Origin of the sequence: Actinomyces sp. ZJ308 (assembly GCF_011752065.1) — a bacterium.
Classification (GTDB): domain Bacteria; phylum Actinomycetota; class Actinomycetes; order Actinomycetales; family Actinomycetaceae; genus Actinomyces.
Window position 1 is genome coordinate 43,646 of sequence record NZ_JAAIJY010000003.1, and the last position, 14,276, is coordinate 57,921.

The window sequence follows — 14,276 nt, forward strand, 5'->3', positions numbered from 1 at the left end:
ACGCCCTGATAATATTCTGGATATCACCTTGTGTCTCTGCGCCGTTGGCTGACAACTCGCTTATGGTGTTGCGGAGACCCACAATGGGTGCAGGCCGTGGCAGTATGTTCGCCAACTGCAGTCGTCCGAACCGGTTGAGGAGAACCAACGTGTCCCCCAGGATAGAAGCGAGGCGCAGCGCGTGACCCAGTCTGCTCGTCCGCTTCGCATCGGCATCATGGGGGGGACCTTTGATCCGATTCACCATGGGCACCTCGTTGCGGCCAGCGAGGTTCAGAACGTCTTCGCTCTCGATGAGGTCATCTTCGTGCCCACCTGGGCCCAGCCCTTCAAGAAGGAGCGCCGGGTCTCCCCGGCCGAGCACCGCTACCTCATGACCGTCATCGCCACGGCCTCCAACCCGAGGTTCACGGTCTCCCGGGTCGACATCGACCGGGGCGGTACGACGTACACGATCGACACCCTTCATGACATCGCGGCCGAGTACCCGGGCGCGGAGCTGTACTTCATCACCGGCGCGGACGCCCTGGCGCAGATCCTCACCTGGAAGGACAGTGAGGGCATCTTCGACCTGGCCCACCTGGTGGGGGTGACGCGTCCCGGGCACGTACTCAGTGACTCCGGGGTCCCCCAGGACCGGATCTCGCTGGTGGAGGTCCCGGCGATGGCGATCTCGTCGACGGACTGTCGTCAGCGAGTCGGCGAGGGGTCACCGGTGTGGTACCTCGTTCCTGATGGTGTCGTGCAGTACATACGCAAGTACGGGCTCTATCGTATGGCCTTGCGGCCGGCGTCGGCGACGTCGATGACGGCGAGAGTGGCCCGCGAGCAGTCCCTGAGGAAGGAGAACGACGGTGAGCACTGAGCAGACCGGCGTCAATGCCCCCACGTCCGAGGAGCCGACGCAGGATGAGCACGCTCCACGCGGCAGTCGTCGTGCGATCCGGCAGGCGGAGCGCGCCGCCGAGCGCGAGGCGATCCTGACCGGTCAGCAGCCGCTCCTGACCCGGCGCGAGATGAGGCGTCTGCGTGAGGAGGCCAAGGCGCTCAGGGCGGCTGTCGAGGCCGGCGAGATCACCCCTGAGCAGGCCCAGGCGCTCCAGGACCCCCTCGCCGATCCGGCATCGGTCACCCCCCGTTCCTCCGCCCCGTCGGGCGACGACGCCGAGACCGGGCTGGAGGAGTCTGCCGAGTTCCCGGCTGTGGACGAGGGTGGTGCGGCCTACCTCGAGCAGGGAGGGCAGAACCCTCCTCTCAACCTCTCCGTCCCCGAGGGGCCGTCAGCCTCCGCTCCGAGCTGGCGCTCACTGTCGGCGGCCGAGGCCGTGGCGATCTCCGAGATCGAGACCGGTCTCATGGAGGCGGTCGACCTGCCGGTGGCCACCCTGGACTACGACGCGCACTGGGCCGCCGACGCCGCTTCTGAGCCCGCCCCGGTGCCCACTCGCTTCTCGCTCAAGGAGCGCCTTGAGGGTGGTCCCGGCTCCCAGACCGACGAGCAGGAGGGCATCGAGCCTCAGGGACCCGCCGAGGATATCGGTCAGGCGGACTCCGAGGAGCCCGCCACCAGCCCCTATGACTACCGAGAGGGCTTCGCGCCGACGACTCACGGTGATGAGGCGGTGTCCTCCTCCCAGTCGGCTGAGGCCGTCACCGCGGTCTCCGCTGTCCCCGTCGTGTCGACATCGGCTTCCGGGGCCGCCGACTTCGCCACCTTCGGGCAGTCCGGAGCCCCGGAGGTCACCGAGTCGGCCCGCAGCGGTCTGAGTGCCGGGTCGGCGTCCTCCGCCGGTTCGGTACGCCGCCCGATCGTCCGCATTCCGGCCGCCGCGCAGGGGGTGCGCACCGTCAACACGTCCACGGGCGAGCTCAGCTCGGTCCAGCCGGTGGACAGCTCCTCGTCCGCTCAGGACGCCGCCGATGCTCAGGAGGCCTACGGCATGGCCTCCATCGAGGAGCCGATGACGCAGGAGAGCGTCGCGGTCGACGTCGAGGCCCAGACCATGATGCCCTCGCCGCAGACGCAGCAGGACGATGAGTTCGGCACGGTCGGTGCACCGCAGTGGAAGTCGCTGCACCAGCCCTCCCAGGCGGACAGCTTCCAGGAGACGATCGTGACCGGGGTGACCGGGGCGGCTGAGACCACCGATGTCATGTCCGGAGAGGCCGTCAGCCCCTACGCCTTCTATACCGACGAGGCCGAGAACGGTAACGGCCCGGTCGGCGGGTCCGAGTGGGACTCTGTGGCGGCTCCCGCCGCTGAGGTACCCGAGGAGCCGTACCTGGCTCCCGTCAACGAGGTGACCGGGAGGGTGCCCGCTCCCGAGCACGTCCTGCCGATGGAGCAGCCCAGCTCCTCCTCGCGTACCGGCAAGATGCTCATGGCCGCGCTCATCATTGTCGTCCTGCTGCTCATTATCGCGGTTGTCGCGTGGCTGCTGATCTCCAACAGCAGCAATAGTGCCAGCGCCATGAGCGCCACCGTCGGGGCGGGGGAGTGGATCCGTCAGCTCGTATGACGGCGGCGCGCGCGGTACAGTCGCCGCTGCCGCACGATGCCGACTGACCGCACCGAAGGAGATCCGTGCCCGCCACCGAATACGCCATCAGCCTTACTGCTGCCGCCGCTCGTGCAGCGGCCGACAAGAAGGCTGAGCACCTCGCCGCAATTGACGTCTCCGAGCGACTCGGCCTGACCGACGTCTTCCTGCTGGCCTCCGGCTCGAACGACCGTCATGTTCACGCCATCGTCGACGCGGTCGACGCGGCCATGCACCGCGCCGGTGCCAAGCGGCGGACTCGTGAGGGCTTCGCCGATGCCCACTGGGTGCTGGTGGACTACGGCGACGTCGTCGTCCATGTCCTGCAGGACGAGGACCGGGAGTTCTACTCGCTGGAGCGACTGTGGAAGGACTGCCCCGCCATCGATCTGCCTGAGGACCTGACGCAGTCCGGCAGCCGGGAGGGCGACGAGGAGAGCGGACAGGGGGACGCCGCGTCATGACCGACCTCATCCTGTGGCGCCACGGCCAGACCGACTACAACCTCCAGGGCCGTATTCAGGGGCGGGTCGACATCCCCCTCAACGACACCGGCCGCGATCAGGCCCGGCGAGCAGCCGACGACATCGCGGCACTCGGACCCACACGGATCGTCTCCTCCCCGCTGGTGCGGGCGCATGCCACCGCTGAGGTCCTGGCGTCACTGACCGGGCTGAGCGTTGAGACCAATCCGGGGCTGGCGGAGAAGTCCTTCGGGGACTGGGAGGGGCTCAAGGCGGCCGACATCAAGAAGCAGTGGCCCGAGCACTACGCCACCTGGCGCGCCGGCGGAGACCTTCCTCAGTTCAGGATCGAGGGGCGCCGCCAGACCGCCGAGCGGGTGGGGGAGACTCTCAAGGCCATCGCCGCCGACGCCGGAAAGGACGACGTCATCGTGGTCGTCTCTCACGGGGCGGCCACCAACCTGGGGGCCACCTACCTGCTGGGCATGGACGCCCAGCAGTGGTTCGGTCTGCGTGGCATGAGCAACTGCTGCTACGGACTCATGCGTTCCAACAGGCGACCTCCGGGCTGGTCCGTGGTGAAGTGGAACGCCGGGCCGCCGGTGGACCCGAGCCCGCTGGGCAAGATCCTCGGCTGAGCGGGTGAGGTAGTACACGCGCCGCGGATTTGCCCTGGCGGGGCCGATCTTCATACAGTTATCCGCGTCGCCGTTCGCGAGCGACGCCCGAACGGGGCTATGGCGCAGTTGGTAGCGCGCTTCCATGGCATGGAAGAGGTCGGGGGTTCGAATCCCCCTAGCTCCACGAACCGCTCGGATCCTTCTCCGGGTGGAGCACCCATCTCGGGGCTATGGCGCAGTTGGTAGCGCGCTTCCATGGCATGGAAGAGGTCGGGGGTTCGAATCCCCCTAGCTCCACAGAATCAATGACCGGGCCCCGCCGATTCGGCGAGGGCTTTTCTATATTCCTGCTCGCGCGCAGGTGTGTGCGGCACAATGCCGGGTATGACTACTGCTGTCCTGGTCAAGGCTCTGGGCGCCTTCTTCGCGATCATGAATCCCTTCGTCAACCTTCCGCTGTTCCTGAGCCTGACCCAGGACCAGGACGCCACCACCCAGCGGCGCACAGCGGTTCGCACGACGATCTCCTCCACCGTCATGTGCGCCGTCGTCCTTCTCCTGGGGGCGACGATTCTTCGCTTCTTCGGAATCGGTGTCGACGATTTCCGGATCGCCGGTGGGATCGTACTGCTCATCATCTCCCTGTCCATGCTCAACGGCAGCGGTTCCAGCGCCCACGAGGGAAGCAAGCAGGAGAAGAAGCAGCATGATGCGGCCGGTGGCGGGAACGATGTCGCCTTCTACCCCATGACCTTTCCCATCCTCGTGGGCCCCGGAACGATTGCGACCATCATCGTCATCCAGTCCCAGGCCCGAGGGCTTGGCGGGCATGCCGCCGTGGCGGCCGCGCTGGCGGCCGTCCTCGTGGCGCTCGGGATCGTCCTCTACTTCTCCTCCAGCATCGGCGCGCGCCTGTCCATGACGATGCGCACCATCATGACCCGCCTCATGGGCATGATCCTGGCCTCGATCGCGGTGCAGATGATCGTCGTCGGGATCCAGCACCTCTTCCCCGGGCTGGCCCGCTGAGACGCGCTCCACGTGTGGGCTTCCACGAGGAACTGGCCCCTTGGAGAGTCTGAGGGTAGCCTCACCTTCAGATGTTGCCGGGAGCACCCCGCTCCCACGTGCGGCAACACGGTAGGAAGGTAAGCGTGTGACGTCCGTTCAGGTCCCCGACATCATGCAGCGCGCCCGGCGCATGGCCAGGCGTCTCCTGGCCGGCAGCGGAAGCGCCGCGGTGACGGCATACCGCATCGATCCCTCCGCGCCCGCCGCCTTCGTCGCTCACGCCATGCGGGCCGATGGCCAGATCCTCGTGGCGGCCTGCCCGTCGCAAGGCACTCCGCTGGCCATCGCGCCCGACGACGTCGCCGTCGACGTTCGACTCGACGTCACCCTTGACGCCGCTGAGCCCGGTGTTCGCATCACGGCCGCCACGGCCCACCTGCTCGGCAGCCTGACGTGGGTGGACGGTGAGGACCGTGCCCTGGTCCTGGCCTCCTCGCGAACCCCCGCCTGCCACTGCGCCATCGTCGGCGAGGACCCTCTCGAGCGCGTTCGGGAGATCGCCTCGGGGCCCGGCGGGCGCCTGGGCGTCATCTCCTGCGAGCGCGTCATGCTCCACTGCGTCTCCGGGGTCTCCAGTCACGACATCGAGGAGATTCTTGACCTCTCCGCCGATGCCGGCACGATTCCGTCCTTCTCCTGGAGTCCTCAGGAGGTCATGGACGCTCACGAGGCGGTCAGCGCGGTCGGCCAGCTGGGACTGCGCGCCGTCTGCGAGGCCGTGCGCGAGGGGCAGATGCCCGGCTGGACCTGCTCATCGCGCCCCGCCGTCGGCGTGTGCCCCACGCTGTGGGACAGGACCCTGTGCGTTGACGTCGACGCACACGGAGTGACCCTCATGTCCATCACGGGAGAGGAGGTCACTACCCTGGTGGTCTCCTTCCCCGAGGCCCTGGCCAGTGCCGCAGAGGTCGGGCCGGCTCTGGAGCGGCTCGCCTCTCAGGCTCTGCCGCAGCGCCTGGCTCGTCCCTGACCTCGACGCCTCAGGACGGTTCCGGCCGACTCTTCGCCCAGAGACTGAAACGGGGGATGCCACCATGCGGTGGCATCCCCCGCTGGCCCCCAGCCGCTCGAGCTGGAGAGCCTTCCGGTCAGCGAACCTCGTAGGTCTTGCAGGAGGCGGTGTCACCGCCGACGCTCACGGCCTCGGCCGTGCACATGAGGTCCTTGTTGTGAATGCACTCGAGGCGCTGGCAGGCGCCCACGTGCCCCTCGGCCACGGGCAGACCGCCGCGGGCGTCGAGGCTGATGAAGGTGTCACAGGCCGGTGCGCCGTTGTCGCCACCCACGGTGATGGCGAAGGCGGTGCAGCCCCCGTTGTTGAAGGCGCAGGAGGTGGTGGTGCAGGAGGCGATCTGGGTGACGGACATGATGCTTTCCTTTCGAGCGGACGTGCGCTGCGGACATGAATAACGTAAATCCGCACCCGTGCCCCGGCAACGAAGGACAGCCTGGCCTGCTTGGTTCGAAATTCAAGAACGTTGGAATGACAACGTTTCAGTGCTTCCGTCGGAGGTGGTGCGGTGCCCGGGTGCCCCTCGAGGGAATATAGGGTTGTGTGCCGTCGATTTTCGTTATTCCTTGCAGGTAAGGCACGCCTTCACGGAAAAGAGGGGAAGAGCTTGTCTCCTGTATTCCCTCCGAAGCCTTGGCCGCTTCTGCCTCTGGGTTCACCTGGGCTCAGCTGTGCGCGGCGGCCACGGCCAGGCGAAGGGAGTCTGCGAAGCGTGTCTCGCGCTCGGAGGCGCTCATGTCGCCGGAGTGGTCGAGCAGGTGGTCGGAGACGGTCAGGACCGCCAGTGCCTGCTTGCCGTACTCGGCGGCGACGCCGTAGAGGGCGGCCGCCTCCATCTCCACGCCCAGCACCCCGTAGGCGGCCAGTGCCTCGGTCTGGCCCTCGGGGGTGAAGTAGAAGTGGTCCCGCGAGATGACCGTACCCAGGTGGACTGTTCCGTCCGTCTGGGCTCCCTCGCTCAGTGAGGCCTCGTAGGCGGCTCGGGCGAGCTGGAAGTCGGCGACCGCGGAGAAATTGACCCCGGGGATGCGCAGCTGGTTCATGGAGGAGTCCGTATGGGCGCCGGTGGCCACGATGACGTCGCCGATCCTGACCTTCGGGGAGATGCCACCGGCAGTGCCCACCCGGATGATCCGCTCCACCCCGAACTGGCTGAACAGCTCGGTGGCGTAGATCGTGAAGGAGGGCTGTCCCATGCCTGAGCCCATGACGCTCAGCGGTCTGCCGTCAACGGTTCCGGTGAAGCCCAGCATTCCGCGCACGTCGGTGACCAGGCGGGCGTCGTTCATGAGGGTCTCGGCGATGCGCTGAGCCCGCCTGGGGTCGCCGGGCATGAGGACCGCGGGGGCGAAGTCGTCCGCTTCCGCGGCAATGTGAGGGGTGGCCATGGGACTCCTCTCGGGAGGGCGAGTGGGTGATGGGGCAACGTTCAGTGTGGCACAGGTCGCGTGAGAAAAGACAGGGTGTCACCCCACCTGATGTCCGCATCGTGGACATCGGACGACACATCGTGGTCGCTGGGACTAGCGTCCAGCGACAAAAGGGCCTGCGACCACTTCGCAGGAAAAGGCGGCCGACGGGTCGCCTTCGTTTGTGACATCACGGAAGGTTGCTCATGACCTCCAAGACAGGGGAGAGCGAGTCTCTTCAGGCGCCCCCGCGCGAGCAGTGGAGCGGTCAGCTCGGCTTCCTCGTGGCGGCCATCGGGTCGGCGATCGGGCTGGGTAACATCTGGCGCTTCCCGGGCGTGGCCTACACCAACGGCGGCGGCGCCTTCATCGTCCCCTACGTCATCGCGCTGCTGGCGGCGGGACTGCCGATCCTCTTCCTCGACTACGCCCTGGGTCACCGCTTCCGCGGATCACCGCCGGCGGTCTTCCGGCGCATGTCCTCCAAGTTGGAGTGGCTGGGCTGGTTCCAGGTCTTCATCTGCTTCGTCATCATGACCTACTACGCGGTGGTCGTGGCCTGGTCCCTGCGCTACATGTTCTTCTCCGTCAACATCGCCTGGGGCGACGACGCCGGAGGCTTCTTCGAGCACTACATCGGTATGGACCGCCTCGGCTCCGAGGTGGCCTACTCGCCGTCCCTCGTCATGGGGGTGGCCCTTCCGCTGCTGTTCGTGTGGGTCTTCGGCCTGGTGGTGACCGCCCTGGGAGTCAGTGGCGGTGTGGAGAGGGCCAACAAGGTCTTCCTGCCACTGCTCGTTCTCATGTTCGCCGCCCTCGTGGTGCGCGCCCTCATGCTTCCCGGTGCGGGGGAGGGGCTCAACGCCCTGTTCACCCCCAAGTGGTCCGCCCTGCTGGACTACAAGGTGTGGATGGCGGCCCTCGGCCAGATCTTCTTCTCCCTGTCAGTGGGCTTCGGCATCATGCTCACCTACGCCTCCTACCTCCAGCGCCGTCGCTCCAACCTGGTGGGCACCGGCCTCGTGGCGGGCTTCGCCAACTCCTCCTTCGAGCTGTTCGCCGGCATCGGCGTCTTCGCCACCCTCGGATTCATGGCGCACACCCAGGGCATTGGCCTGAGCGACATGAAGATCACCGGTCCCTCCCTGTCCTTCGTCACCTTCCCCACCGTCATCGCCCAGATGCCCGGAGGGGCGCTGTTCGGAGTGCTCTTCTTCGCCTCCTTCGCCATGGCGGGGCTGACCTCCTTCATCTCCATCATCCAGGTGGTGGCCGCGGGCGTCGGGGAGAAGCTCGGCCTGACTCCGAAGGCGGCCTCGCTCGTCGTCGGCATCCCGGCCGCCGTCCTGTCCTTCGTCCTGTTCGCCACCAGCTCGGGCCTGCCGGACCTCGACGTCGTCGACGCCTTCATCAACAACATCGGGGTGGTCTCCTCGGCCATCATCATGTGCGTGGCCGTGGCCTGGGTCCTGCGGCGCAGCAGGCTGCTTCAGGACCATCTCAACGCCGTCTCCGAGTCACGGATGATCGGCCTGTGGTGGCGCGTCCTGGTCGGTGTCGTCGTTCCCGTCCTGCTGGGCTACATGTTCCTCCAGACCCTGTGGACCTACCTGTCTGAGGGTTACGACCCCGAGTCGTACTCCAACGGCTTCGTCATGGTCTTCGGCTGGGGGATGCTCCTGCTGGTGGCCCTGTGCACCGCCGTCATGACCCTCATCCCCTGGAAGACCCCGGTGGATGAGTTCGAGCCCCTCACGCTCGAGGCCGCTTCCGAGGAGGAGGACTGAGATGACCGGAACCGCTGTACTCATCATGCTGCTCGCCATCGTCATCATCTGGGGCGGCCTGGCGGTGTCCATCACCGCGCTCATCTCGCGCGGACGCCGGGAGGATCGTGACGCCCGTGCGGAGGCCTCAGCGCGGGCCCGCGAGCACATGCTCCACCCCGAGCGGATCGACTGACCGTCTGCCGTCCGCCGGGAAGAGAGACTGACTCCACCACCCGCCCGGGGCCCGGTTCGGCCGGTTTCCAGACGGGTGGGCCACAATACGCCTATGACTCAGACTGATGTGAGCCCTCAGACGCTGCCCCGTCTGGTGGCCTTCGACCTCGATGACACGCTGGCACCCTCGAAGTCGGCCATGCCGCCCGCCATGGCCACGGCACTGAGGCGGCTGCTCGACGTCGTCCCCGTCTGCATCATCTCCGGGGGACAGATAGGGCAGTTCCGCGACCAGGTCCTGGCTCATCTCGACGCCGACGCCGACGAGTTCTCCCGGCTCCACCTCATGCCCACCTGCGGCACGCGGTACTACACCTACGACCCCTCGCAGGCCGGGCGGGATGACGATGCGTGGAAGCTGGTCTACGCCAATGACCTGACGCCTGAGCAGATCCGTACCGGCTTCGAGATCGTCGAGGCCCAGGCGCGCCGGCTCGGCCTGTGGGAGGAGAGGACCTGGGGCGAGATCCTGGAGGACCGCGGCAGCCAGATCACCTTCTCCGCCCTGGGGCAGGACGCCCCTCTGGAGGCCAAGCGCGCCTGGGACCCGACAGGGGAGAGGAAGGCGGCCCTGCGCGACGCCGTCGCCTCGCTCCTGCCGGAGCTGGAGGTGCGCTCGGGCGGGTCCACGAGCGTGGACATCACCCTCAAGGGGGTGGACAAGGCCTACGGCATGAAGCGCCTGGCCGAGGTGACCGGCATCGCGCTGGAGGAGATGCTCTTCGTCGGCGACCGCCTGGACCCCGAGGGCAACGACTACCCGGTCAAGGCCCTGGGCGTTCCCTGCCAGGCCGTGGGCGGATGGCAGGACACCGTCACCTACGTCACCTCCCTGGCGAGCCTCATCGCCTCCCAGGAGCACAGCGGTGAGGACCACGCCGCCCGGGTCTCGCTGGGCGCCCGTCTCTGAGGCGGGCCGTGGTACCTACAGACACCGACTCCGGAACCGGCTCCGGCTCTGACACGGGTGCCGACACCGACGCGGGCGCCGGTTCCGGTGCCGTTGTCGCCGATCGTGCCGCCGACCTGCGGGTCGGACTGCTGAGGGCCGTCCAGCGCTGCGGCGCCCTGGCGCTCACGGTGGTGCTGTCACTGCGGATCTGGTGGCGCCGACGTCGCTCAGGCACCCGTACCGTGATCGGCACGGCGGCGATGATCCTGTCCTCCAGCATGGTCTCCCTCCTCCTGGGCCTGTCCACGGCGACGGCCTCAGCGCCGGTCGGCCCGCACGAGGCGACCTGGTCGACAACCCTGGACTCCACCGTCACCCTGGACCTCGGGCCGCTGGGAACCGCCTCGATGGAGTCGCCCGCGGGCATCCTCGGCGTCAAGGTGGTCCTGGGTGAGATCCCCGGAGACCCTGCCCCCGACGCCGCCAGCACCGCCAGTGTGGGGCAGTCGTTGTCCTCCGACGCCGCCTCCTACCTCTCGCTCGTCTCCCACCCCGGCCTGACGATTCGGCAGGGGCTCTACGGCCTGGCGGGGGACGCCCTGCGCCGGGCCGGGGTCGTCGAGGCGATCTTCCTGTGCTGCGTGGCCGCCTGGCGCCTGGCACCGACGAAGCCTCTGCGGGAGACGGTCCGCGCTGGCGCCTCGCACCGCTGGGCGACGACCGTGGCGGTCTCGGCCGCTGTGGCCACCGTGGTCTCCCTCCTGGTCCCGGCCACGCGCACGGCCACTGCACACGGCTCGACCCTGTCCGTGCTGGAGGGGACTCCGCTGGCTCAGGCCCGCTTCTCGGGGCGCATCGCCGACGTCGTCACCGCCTACGGCCCCAAGGCGCGCTCCTTCGTGGAGACCAACAACGACTTCTACGCCAAGGCCGACACCAACCTGCGCGCCGCCTGGAAGGCCTCCGAGCAGACCGACGGCCTGGTGGACGTCACCGCTGCCGACGGAGAGGTGGACACCGAGGACCTTCAGGCCCGCCTCAAGGCGGCCTCCGCGAAGACCCTGGTGGAGGCCGGCCCTGCGCCCCGGAACGAGGCTTCCCTGCCTCCTGAGGGCTCGGACGCCACCGTGACGCCGTCGGCCTCGGCCACCCCCTCGGCCGCGGCGCTGCCGGTGACGGGTGCCCACTCGGTCCCCGAGCGCGGCCGCAAGACGGCCGTGCTCACCACGGACCTGCACTGCAACCTCGACGTCATCGCCTTCTCCGGGGTCCTCGACCAGCTCTCCGGCGCGGACGTCCACATGGACGACGGGGACCTGACCATGACCGGCTCCGACCCGGAGCGCGTGTGCGTGGACGCTCTGACCCAGGCGGTCCCGAGCTCAACCGCGAAGATCGCCACGATCGGCAACCACGACTCCGACGCCACGGCCGCCCGCCTGCGCTCCCAGGGCTGGACCGTCACCGACGGCTCGGTCCAGAGGGTCGCCGGAATCTCGGTGCTTGGAGACGACGACGCCGAGCGCACGACGACGGCCGGCACCAAGCCGCGCAGCGGTGAGACCACCGAGCAGATCGCCACTCGCCTGGCCAAGGTCAGCTGCGGACGCACACCGGTCAACGTCGTCCTCATCCACCAGCCGGCCGCCTTCGACCCGCTCATGAAGGAGGGGTGCGCGCCGCTGCTCCTGGCCGGACACGTCCACGCCGAGCGCGGGATGACCACGGCGATCAGCCCCGAGACCGGCAGGCCCGTGAGTGGGATCATCTCCGGCGCAGGGAAGGGCGGCACCTCGCTGGGCTCGGTGACCGAGGACGCCTTCCTCCACGTGATGTCCTTCGACTCCACCGGCGCACTGGTGGCCTGGCGGGCGGTCGTCCTTCACCCCGACGCCTCGGTGACGGTGGGGGCCTGGCGGTCGGTTCCCGGCATCGCCCCGGGCCAGGAGACGGCGACCATGGCCTCGACCCCCGACCCGTCGGCGTCGGCTTCGCAGACGGCACCGGCCGAGACTTCAGGGGAGGCGCCGGCCGACTCCGAGGAGGCCGCGGGGAGCGAGGACGCGGCGCAGCCGCAGGAGGGCGCCGAGCCTCAGGACCAGGCCGATCTTTCGGACGGGTAGGGCGCAGACGGCCCCTTGTGGCATACGCTCGCACCCTGATCACCCCACAACGCCCAGAAGAACTGATGACGCACCACCGGTGAGGAGACTGACGATGTCGCGCATGCCCACAGATGCCGAGATCGATGAGATGAGTGAGGCCGAGCTCGAGGCCTACCTGGGGTCCGCCCCCGGGCAGGAGCTCGACCGGCGCACCCGCCGCGACACGGACGAGGGATCTGCCGAACGGCCGGCCTGGCTGCGCCGTTCCGGGGCCGAGCGGGGCTTCGGCTGGCTGCTCCTCGTGTGCGCCCTCGTCGGGATCGTTGCCTGCTGGGAGCTCATCAGTGCCCAGCTCAACCTGCTGCGCAACCCGGACGCGGAGCTGATCTGCGACGTCAACCCCCTGGTGTCCTGCGGCGACTCGCTCAACGTGTGGCAGGGCAACCTCCTGGGGGTGCCGAACTCGTTCATCGGGGCCATCGCCTTCGGCGCCCTGGCGGCGATCGGCGCGGTCCTGCTCAGTGGCGCGCGCCTGCCGCGCTGGATGTGGTGGGGGCTGAGTGCCGGCTGCCTGGGCGGGATCGTCTTCGTCATCTGGTTCCTGTCCGTCTCCATCATGACCTTCGGCAAGCTCTGCCCCTTCTGCATGGTCATCTGGTCCGTCACCATCCCGGCGGCCGCCCATTCCTGGGCCTGGGCCGCGGCCGGCGGGCACCTGGGGCTGCGTGACAACCTGGCGCTGGACGTCCTCAAGGCCCGCTGGTGGATCATGGCGGCCATGTACCTGGCAGTGGTCCTCACCATCGTCATCGCCTTCGGGAGTCAGCTGGCGAGGTTGTTCGGGTGACGCCGCCCGTGGGTCGGCCGGCCTCGACCAGGCTCGGCTGGAGGCAGCCCTCGGTGGTGGGGGACTCCACCGTCACCCAGGACTACCTCAAGGTCGTGTGGGCGGCTTGTGAGTGGGGCGGCGCGGGTGCCTCCATCACCGGCCTGGCCAAGCGCATGGAGGTGGCGCCCTCGACCGCCTCGGAGAACGTGGCCCGCCTGGTGGAGGAGGGGCTGCTCGTCCACGAGCCCTACAAGGCCGTCACCCTCTCCGAGGAGGGGCGGCGTCGGGCCATGGGCATGATTCGCCGTCACCGCATCCTGGAGACCTACCTGGTCACCCAGCTCGGCTTCGGCTGGGACGAGGTCCATGCCGAGGCCGAGGAGCTCGAGCACGCCGTCTCCGAGCGGCTGCTGGAGCGGCTCGATGCGGTCCTGGGACACCCCACCCGTGACCCGCACGGGGACCCGATCCCCACAGCGGACGGCCGGCTCATCATTCCTGACCTGGTGCGCCTGGAGACCCGTCCGGTGGGCGCCGACGGCGTTGTCGGGCGAATCCAGGACGACACCGAGACGCTGCGTCGCCTCAGACGGGCCGGCATCGGGCTGGACAGCCGGGTACGCATCCGCGACCGGGGAACCGTGGCCCCGGCCGTGGAGGGCGGCAAGCGACGGCGAGCCACCGTCATCGCCCTGCTGGAGCCGGAGGCCTCACGCGGTGCACTGCCCGAGGTGGCCCCTGAGGCCATCATCCCCGACGGCTCCCTGTGGCTGCTGGCCTGACAGGCACCGGGACCTGCACGGATCCGTGTGAGGCTGGGGGACAATAGGGCCATGAGCACGATTTTCACCAAGATCATCAATGGCGAGATCCCCGGCCGCTTCGTGTGGGCTGACGAGGTCTGCGTCGCCTTCGCCACCATCGAGCCGCACACCGACGGGCACGTCCTGGTGGTTCCGCGCGTCGAGGTCGACTCCTACATTGACGCGCCCGACGACGTGGTGGCGCACCTGTCCGTGGTCGCCAAGCGCATCGGGGCCGCGCAGGTGCGCGTCTTCGATGCGCCTCGGGCCGGGCTCGTCGTGGCGGGCTACGGGGTCGACCACCTGCACCTTCATGTGCTGCCGATCCGCTCCGAGGAGGACCTGTACTTCACCTCTGCCCGCCACCCCGAGGGCCCAGAGCTCGACGCCGCTATGGAGCGTCTGCGAGCAGGCCTCGTCGAGGATGGCTGGGGCGAGTTCGTCCCAGCGAGGATGGACAGCGCCGCGCTCGGCTGACGTGACCGGTCTCGCCCGCCCGCGGGACGGTCGCCGTCGGGCCGTGCTCCC

The 14,276-nt window shown here is 68.6% G+C and carries 15 protein-coding genes and 2 tRNA genes; 15 read left to right on the forward strand and 2 right to left on the reverse strand.

Annotated elements, in window-relative coordinates; translation table 11 throughout:
- The first annotated feature begins 181 nt into the window (after positions 1-181).
- The 8 genes from nadD (at position 182) to HCR68_RS02135 (ending at position 5,665) form a co-directional block, all read left to right on the forward strand.
- Complete coding sequence (gene nadD, locus HCR68_RS02100; protein ID WP_126413217.1) at positions 182-865, forward strand: nicotinate-nucleotide adenylyltransferase; 684 nt, start codon at positions 182-184, stop codon at positions 863-865.
- Positions 855-2,519, forward strand: coding sequence for a hypothetical protein (locus HCR68_RS02105; protein WP_167145741.1), 1,665 nt, complete (start codon positions 855-857; stop codon positions 2,517-2,519). Before nadD ends, HCR68_RS02105 begins: the two co-directional genes overlap by 11 nt.
- A gap of 65 nt (positions 2,520-2,584) precedes the next feature.
- Positions 2,585-3,004, forward strand: a complete 420-nt coding sequence (gene rsfS, locus HCR68_RS02110) for a ribosome silencing factor (protein WP_167145743.1) — start codon at positions 2,585-2,587, stop codon at positions 3,002-3,004.
- Positions 3,001-3,642, forward strand: coding sequence for a histidine phosphatase family protein (locus HCR68_RS02115; protein ID WP_167145745.1), 642 nt, complete (start codon positions 3,001-3,003; stop codon positions 3,640-3,642). The genes rsfS and HCR68_RS02115 overlap by 4 nt, the downstream gene beginning before the upstream one ends.
- Before the next feature lie 93 nt (positions 3,643-3,735).
- Positions 3,736-3,808 (forward strand) — tRNA-Ala (locus HCR68_RS02120).
- Between the two features lie 40 nt (positions 3,809-3,848).
- A tRNA-Ala gene (locus HCR68_RS02125) sits at positions 3,849-3,921 on the forward strand.
- Between the two features lie 87 nt (positions 3,922-4,008).
- Positions 4,009-4,653: a MarC family protein gene (locus tag HCR68_RS02130; protein WP_167145747.1), complete on the forward strand. Its 645-nt coding sequence runs from the start codon at positions 4,009-4,011 to the stop codon at positions 4,651-4,653.
- A gap of 127 nt (positions 4,654-4,780) precedes the next feature.
- Positions 4,781-5,665 (forward strand): hypothetical protein, encoded by an 885-nt coding sequence (locus HCR68_RS02135; protein WP_167145749.1) that lies wholly within the window; start codon positions 4,781-4,783, stop codon positions 5,663-5,665.
- A 118-nt stretch (positions 5,666-5,783) separates the two neighbouring features.
- On the opposite strand, the gene HCR68_RS02140 is transcribed toward HCR68_RS02135, so the two are convergent.
- Entirely contained in the window at positions 5,784-6,062 is a 279-nt protein-coding gene (locus HCR68_RS02140; protein ID WP_167145751.1) for a DUF1540 domain-containing protein, read from the reverse strand.
- 310 nt (positions 6,063-6,372) lie between these two features.
- Positions 6,373-7,095, reverse strand: coding sequence for a purine-nucleoside phosphorylase (deoD, locus tag HCR68_RS02145; RefSeq protein ID WP_167145752.1), 723 nt, complete (start codon positions 7,093-7,095; stop codon positions 6,373-6,375).
- Between the two features lie 227 nt (positions 7,096-7,322).
- On the opposite strand from deoD, the gene HCR68_RS02150 reads away from it, so the two are divergent.
- The 7 genes from HCR68_RS02150 (at position 7,323) to HCR68_RS02180 (ending at position 14,225) form a co-directional block, all read left to right on the forward strand.
- Positions 7,323-8,903 carry a sodium-dependent transporter gene (locus HCR68_RS02150; RefSeq protein ID WP_167145754.1) on the forward strand — a complete coding sequence of 527 codons (1,581 nt, stop codon included), beginning with the start codon at positions 7,323-7,325 and terminating at the stop codon, positions 8,901-8,903.
- 1 nt (position 8,904) lies between these two features.
- Positions 8,905-9,078: a methionine/alanine import family NSS transporter small subunit gene (locus HCR68_RS02155; protein ID WP_167145756.1), complete on the forward strand. Its 174-nt coding sequence runs from the start codon at positions 8,905-8,907 to the stop codon at positions 9,076-9,078.
- A 93-nt stretch (positions 9,079-9,171) separates the two neighbouring features.
- The gene (locus tag HCR68_RS02160) at positions 9,172-10,029 is read left to right on the forward strand and encodes an HAD hydrolase family protein (RefSeq protein ID WP_167145758.1); all 858 of its coding nucleotides are present in this window, start codon (positions 9,172-9,174) and stop codon (positions 10,027-10,029) included.
- A gap of 242 nt (positions 10,030-10,271) precedes the next feature.
- Entirely contained in the window at positions 10,272-12,134 is a 1,863-nt protein-coding gene (locus tag HCR68_RS02165; RefSeq protein WP_243858892.1) for a serine/threonine protein phosphatase, read from the forward strand.
- Between the two features lie 94 nt (positions 12,135-12,228).
- Positions 12,229-12,963, forward strand: a complete 735-nt coding sequence (locus tag HCR68_RS02170) for a vitamin K epoxide reductase family protein (protein WP_167145762.1) — start codon at positions 12,229-12,231, stop codon at positions 12,961-12,963.
- Positions 12,964-13,016: 53 nt separating this feature from the next.
- Entirely contained in the window at positions 13,017-13,727 is a 711-nt protein-coding gene (locus HCR68_RS02175) for a metal-dependent transcriptional regulator (protein WP_208320481.1), read from the forward strand.
- Between the two features lie 51 nt (positions 13,728-13,778).
- Positions 13,779-14,225, forward strand: a complete 447-nt coding sequence (locus tag HCR68_RS02180) for an HIT family protein (RefSeq protein ID WP_167145764.1) — start codon at positions 13,779-13,781, stop codon at positions 14,223-14,225.
- Positions 14,226-14,276: the final 51 nt, after the last annotated feature.

Coding starts and splice junctions, on each gene's coding strand:
- HCR68_RS02115 (WP_167145745.1), top strand. CDS start 3,001: ATGACCGACCTCATCCTGTGGCGCCACGGCCAGACCGACTACAACCTC.
- HCR68_RS02180 (WP_167145764.1), top strand. CDS start 13,779: ATGAGCACGATTTTCACCAAGATCATCAATGGCGAGATCCCCGGCCGC.
- HCR68_RS02140 (WP_167145751.1), bottom strand. CDS start 6,062: ATGTCCGTCACCCAGATCGCCTCCTGCACCACCACCTCCTGCGCCTTC.
- HCR68_RS02170 (WP_167145762.1), top strand. CDS start 12,229: ATGTCGCGCATGCCCACAGATGCCGAGATCGATGAGATGAGTGAGGCC.
- HCR68_RS02165 (WP_243858892.1), top strand. CDS start 10,272: ATGATCCTGTCCTCCAGCATGGTCTCCCTCCTCCTGGGCCTGTCCACG.
- HCR68_RS02150 (WP_167145754.1), top strand. CDS start 7,323: ATGACCTCCAAGACAGGGGAGAGCGAGTCTCTTCAGGCGCCCCCGCGC.
- HCR68_RS02130 (WP_167145747.1), top strand. CDS start 4,009: ATGACTACTGCTGTCCTGGTCAAGGCTCTGGGCGCCTTCTTCGCGATC.
- HCR68_RS02160 (WP_167145758.1), top strand. CDS start 9,172: ATGACTCAGACTGATGTGAGCCCTCAGACGCTGCCCCGTCTGGTGGCC.
- HCR68_RS02155 (WP_167145756.1), top strand. CDS start 8,905: ATGACCGGAACCGCTGTACTCATCATGCTGCTCGCCATCGTCATCATC.
- deoD (WP_167145752.1), bottom strand. CDS start 7,095: ATGGCCACCCCTCACATTGCCGCGGAAGCGGACGACTTCGCCCCCGCG.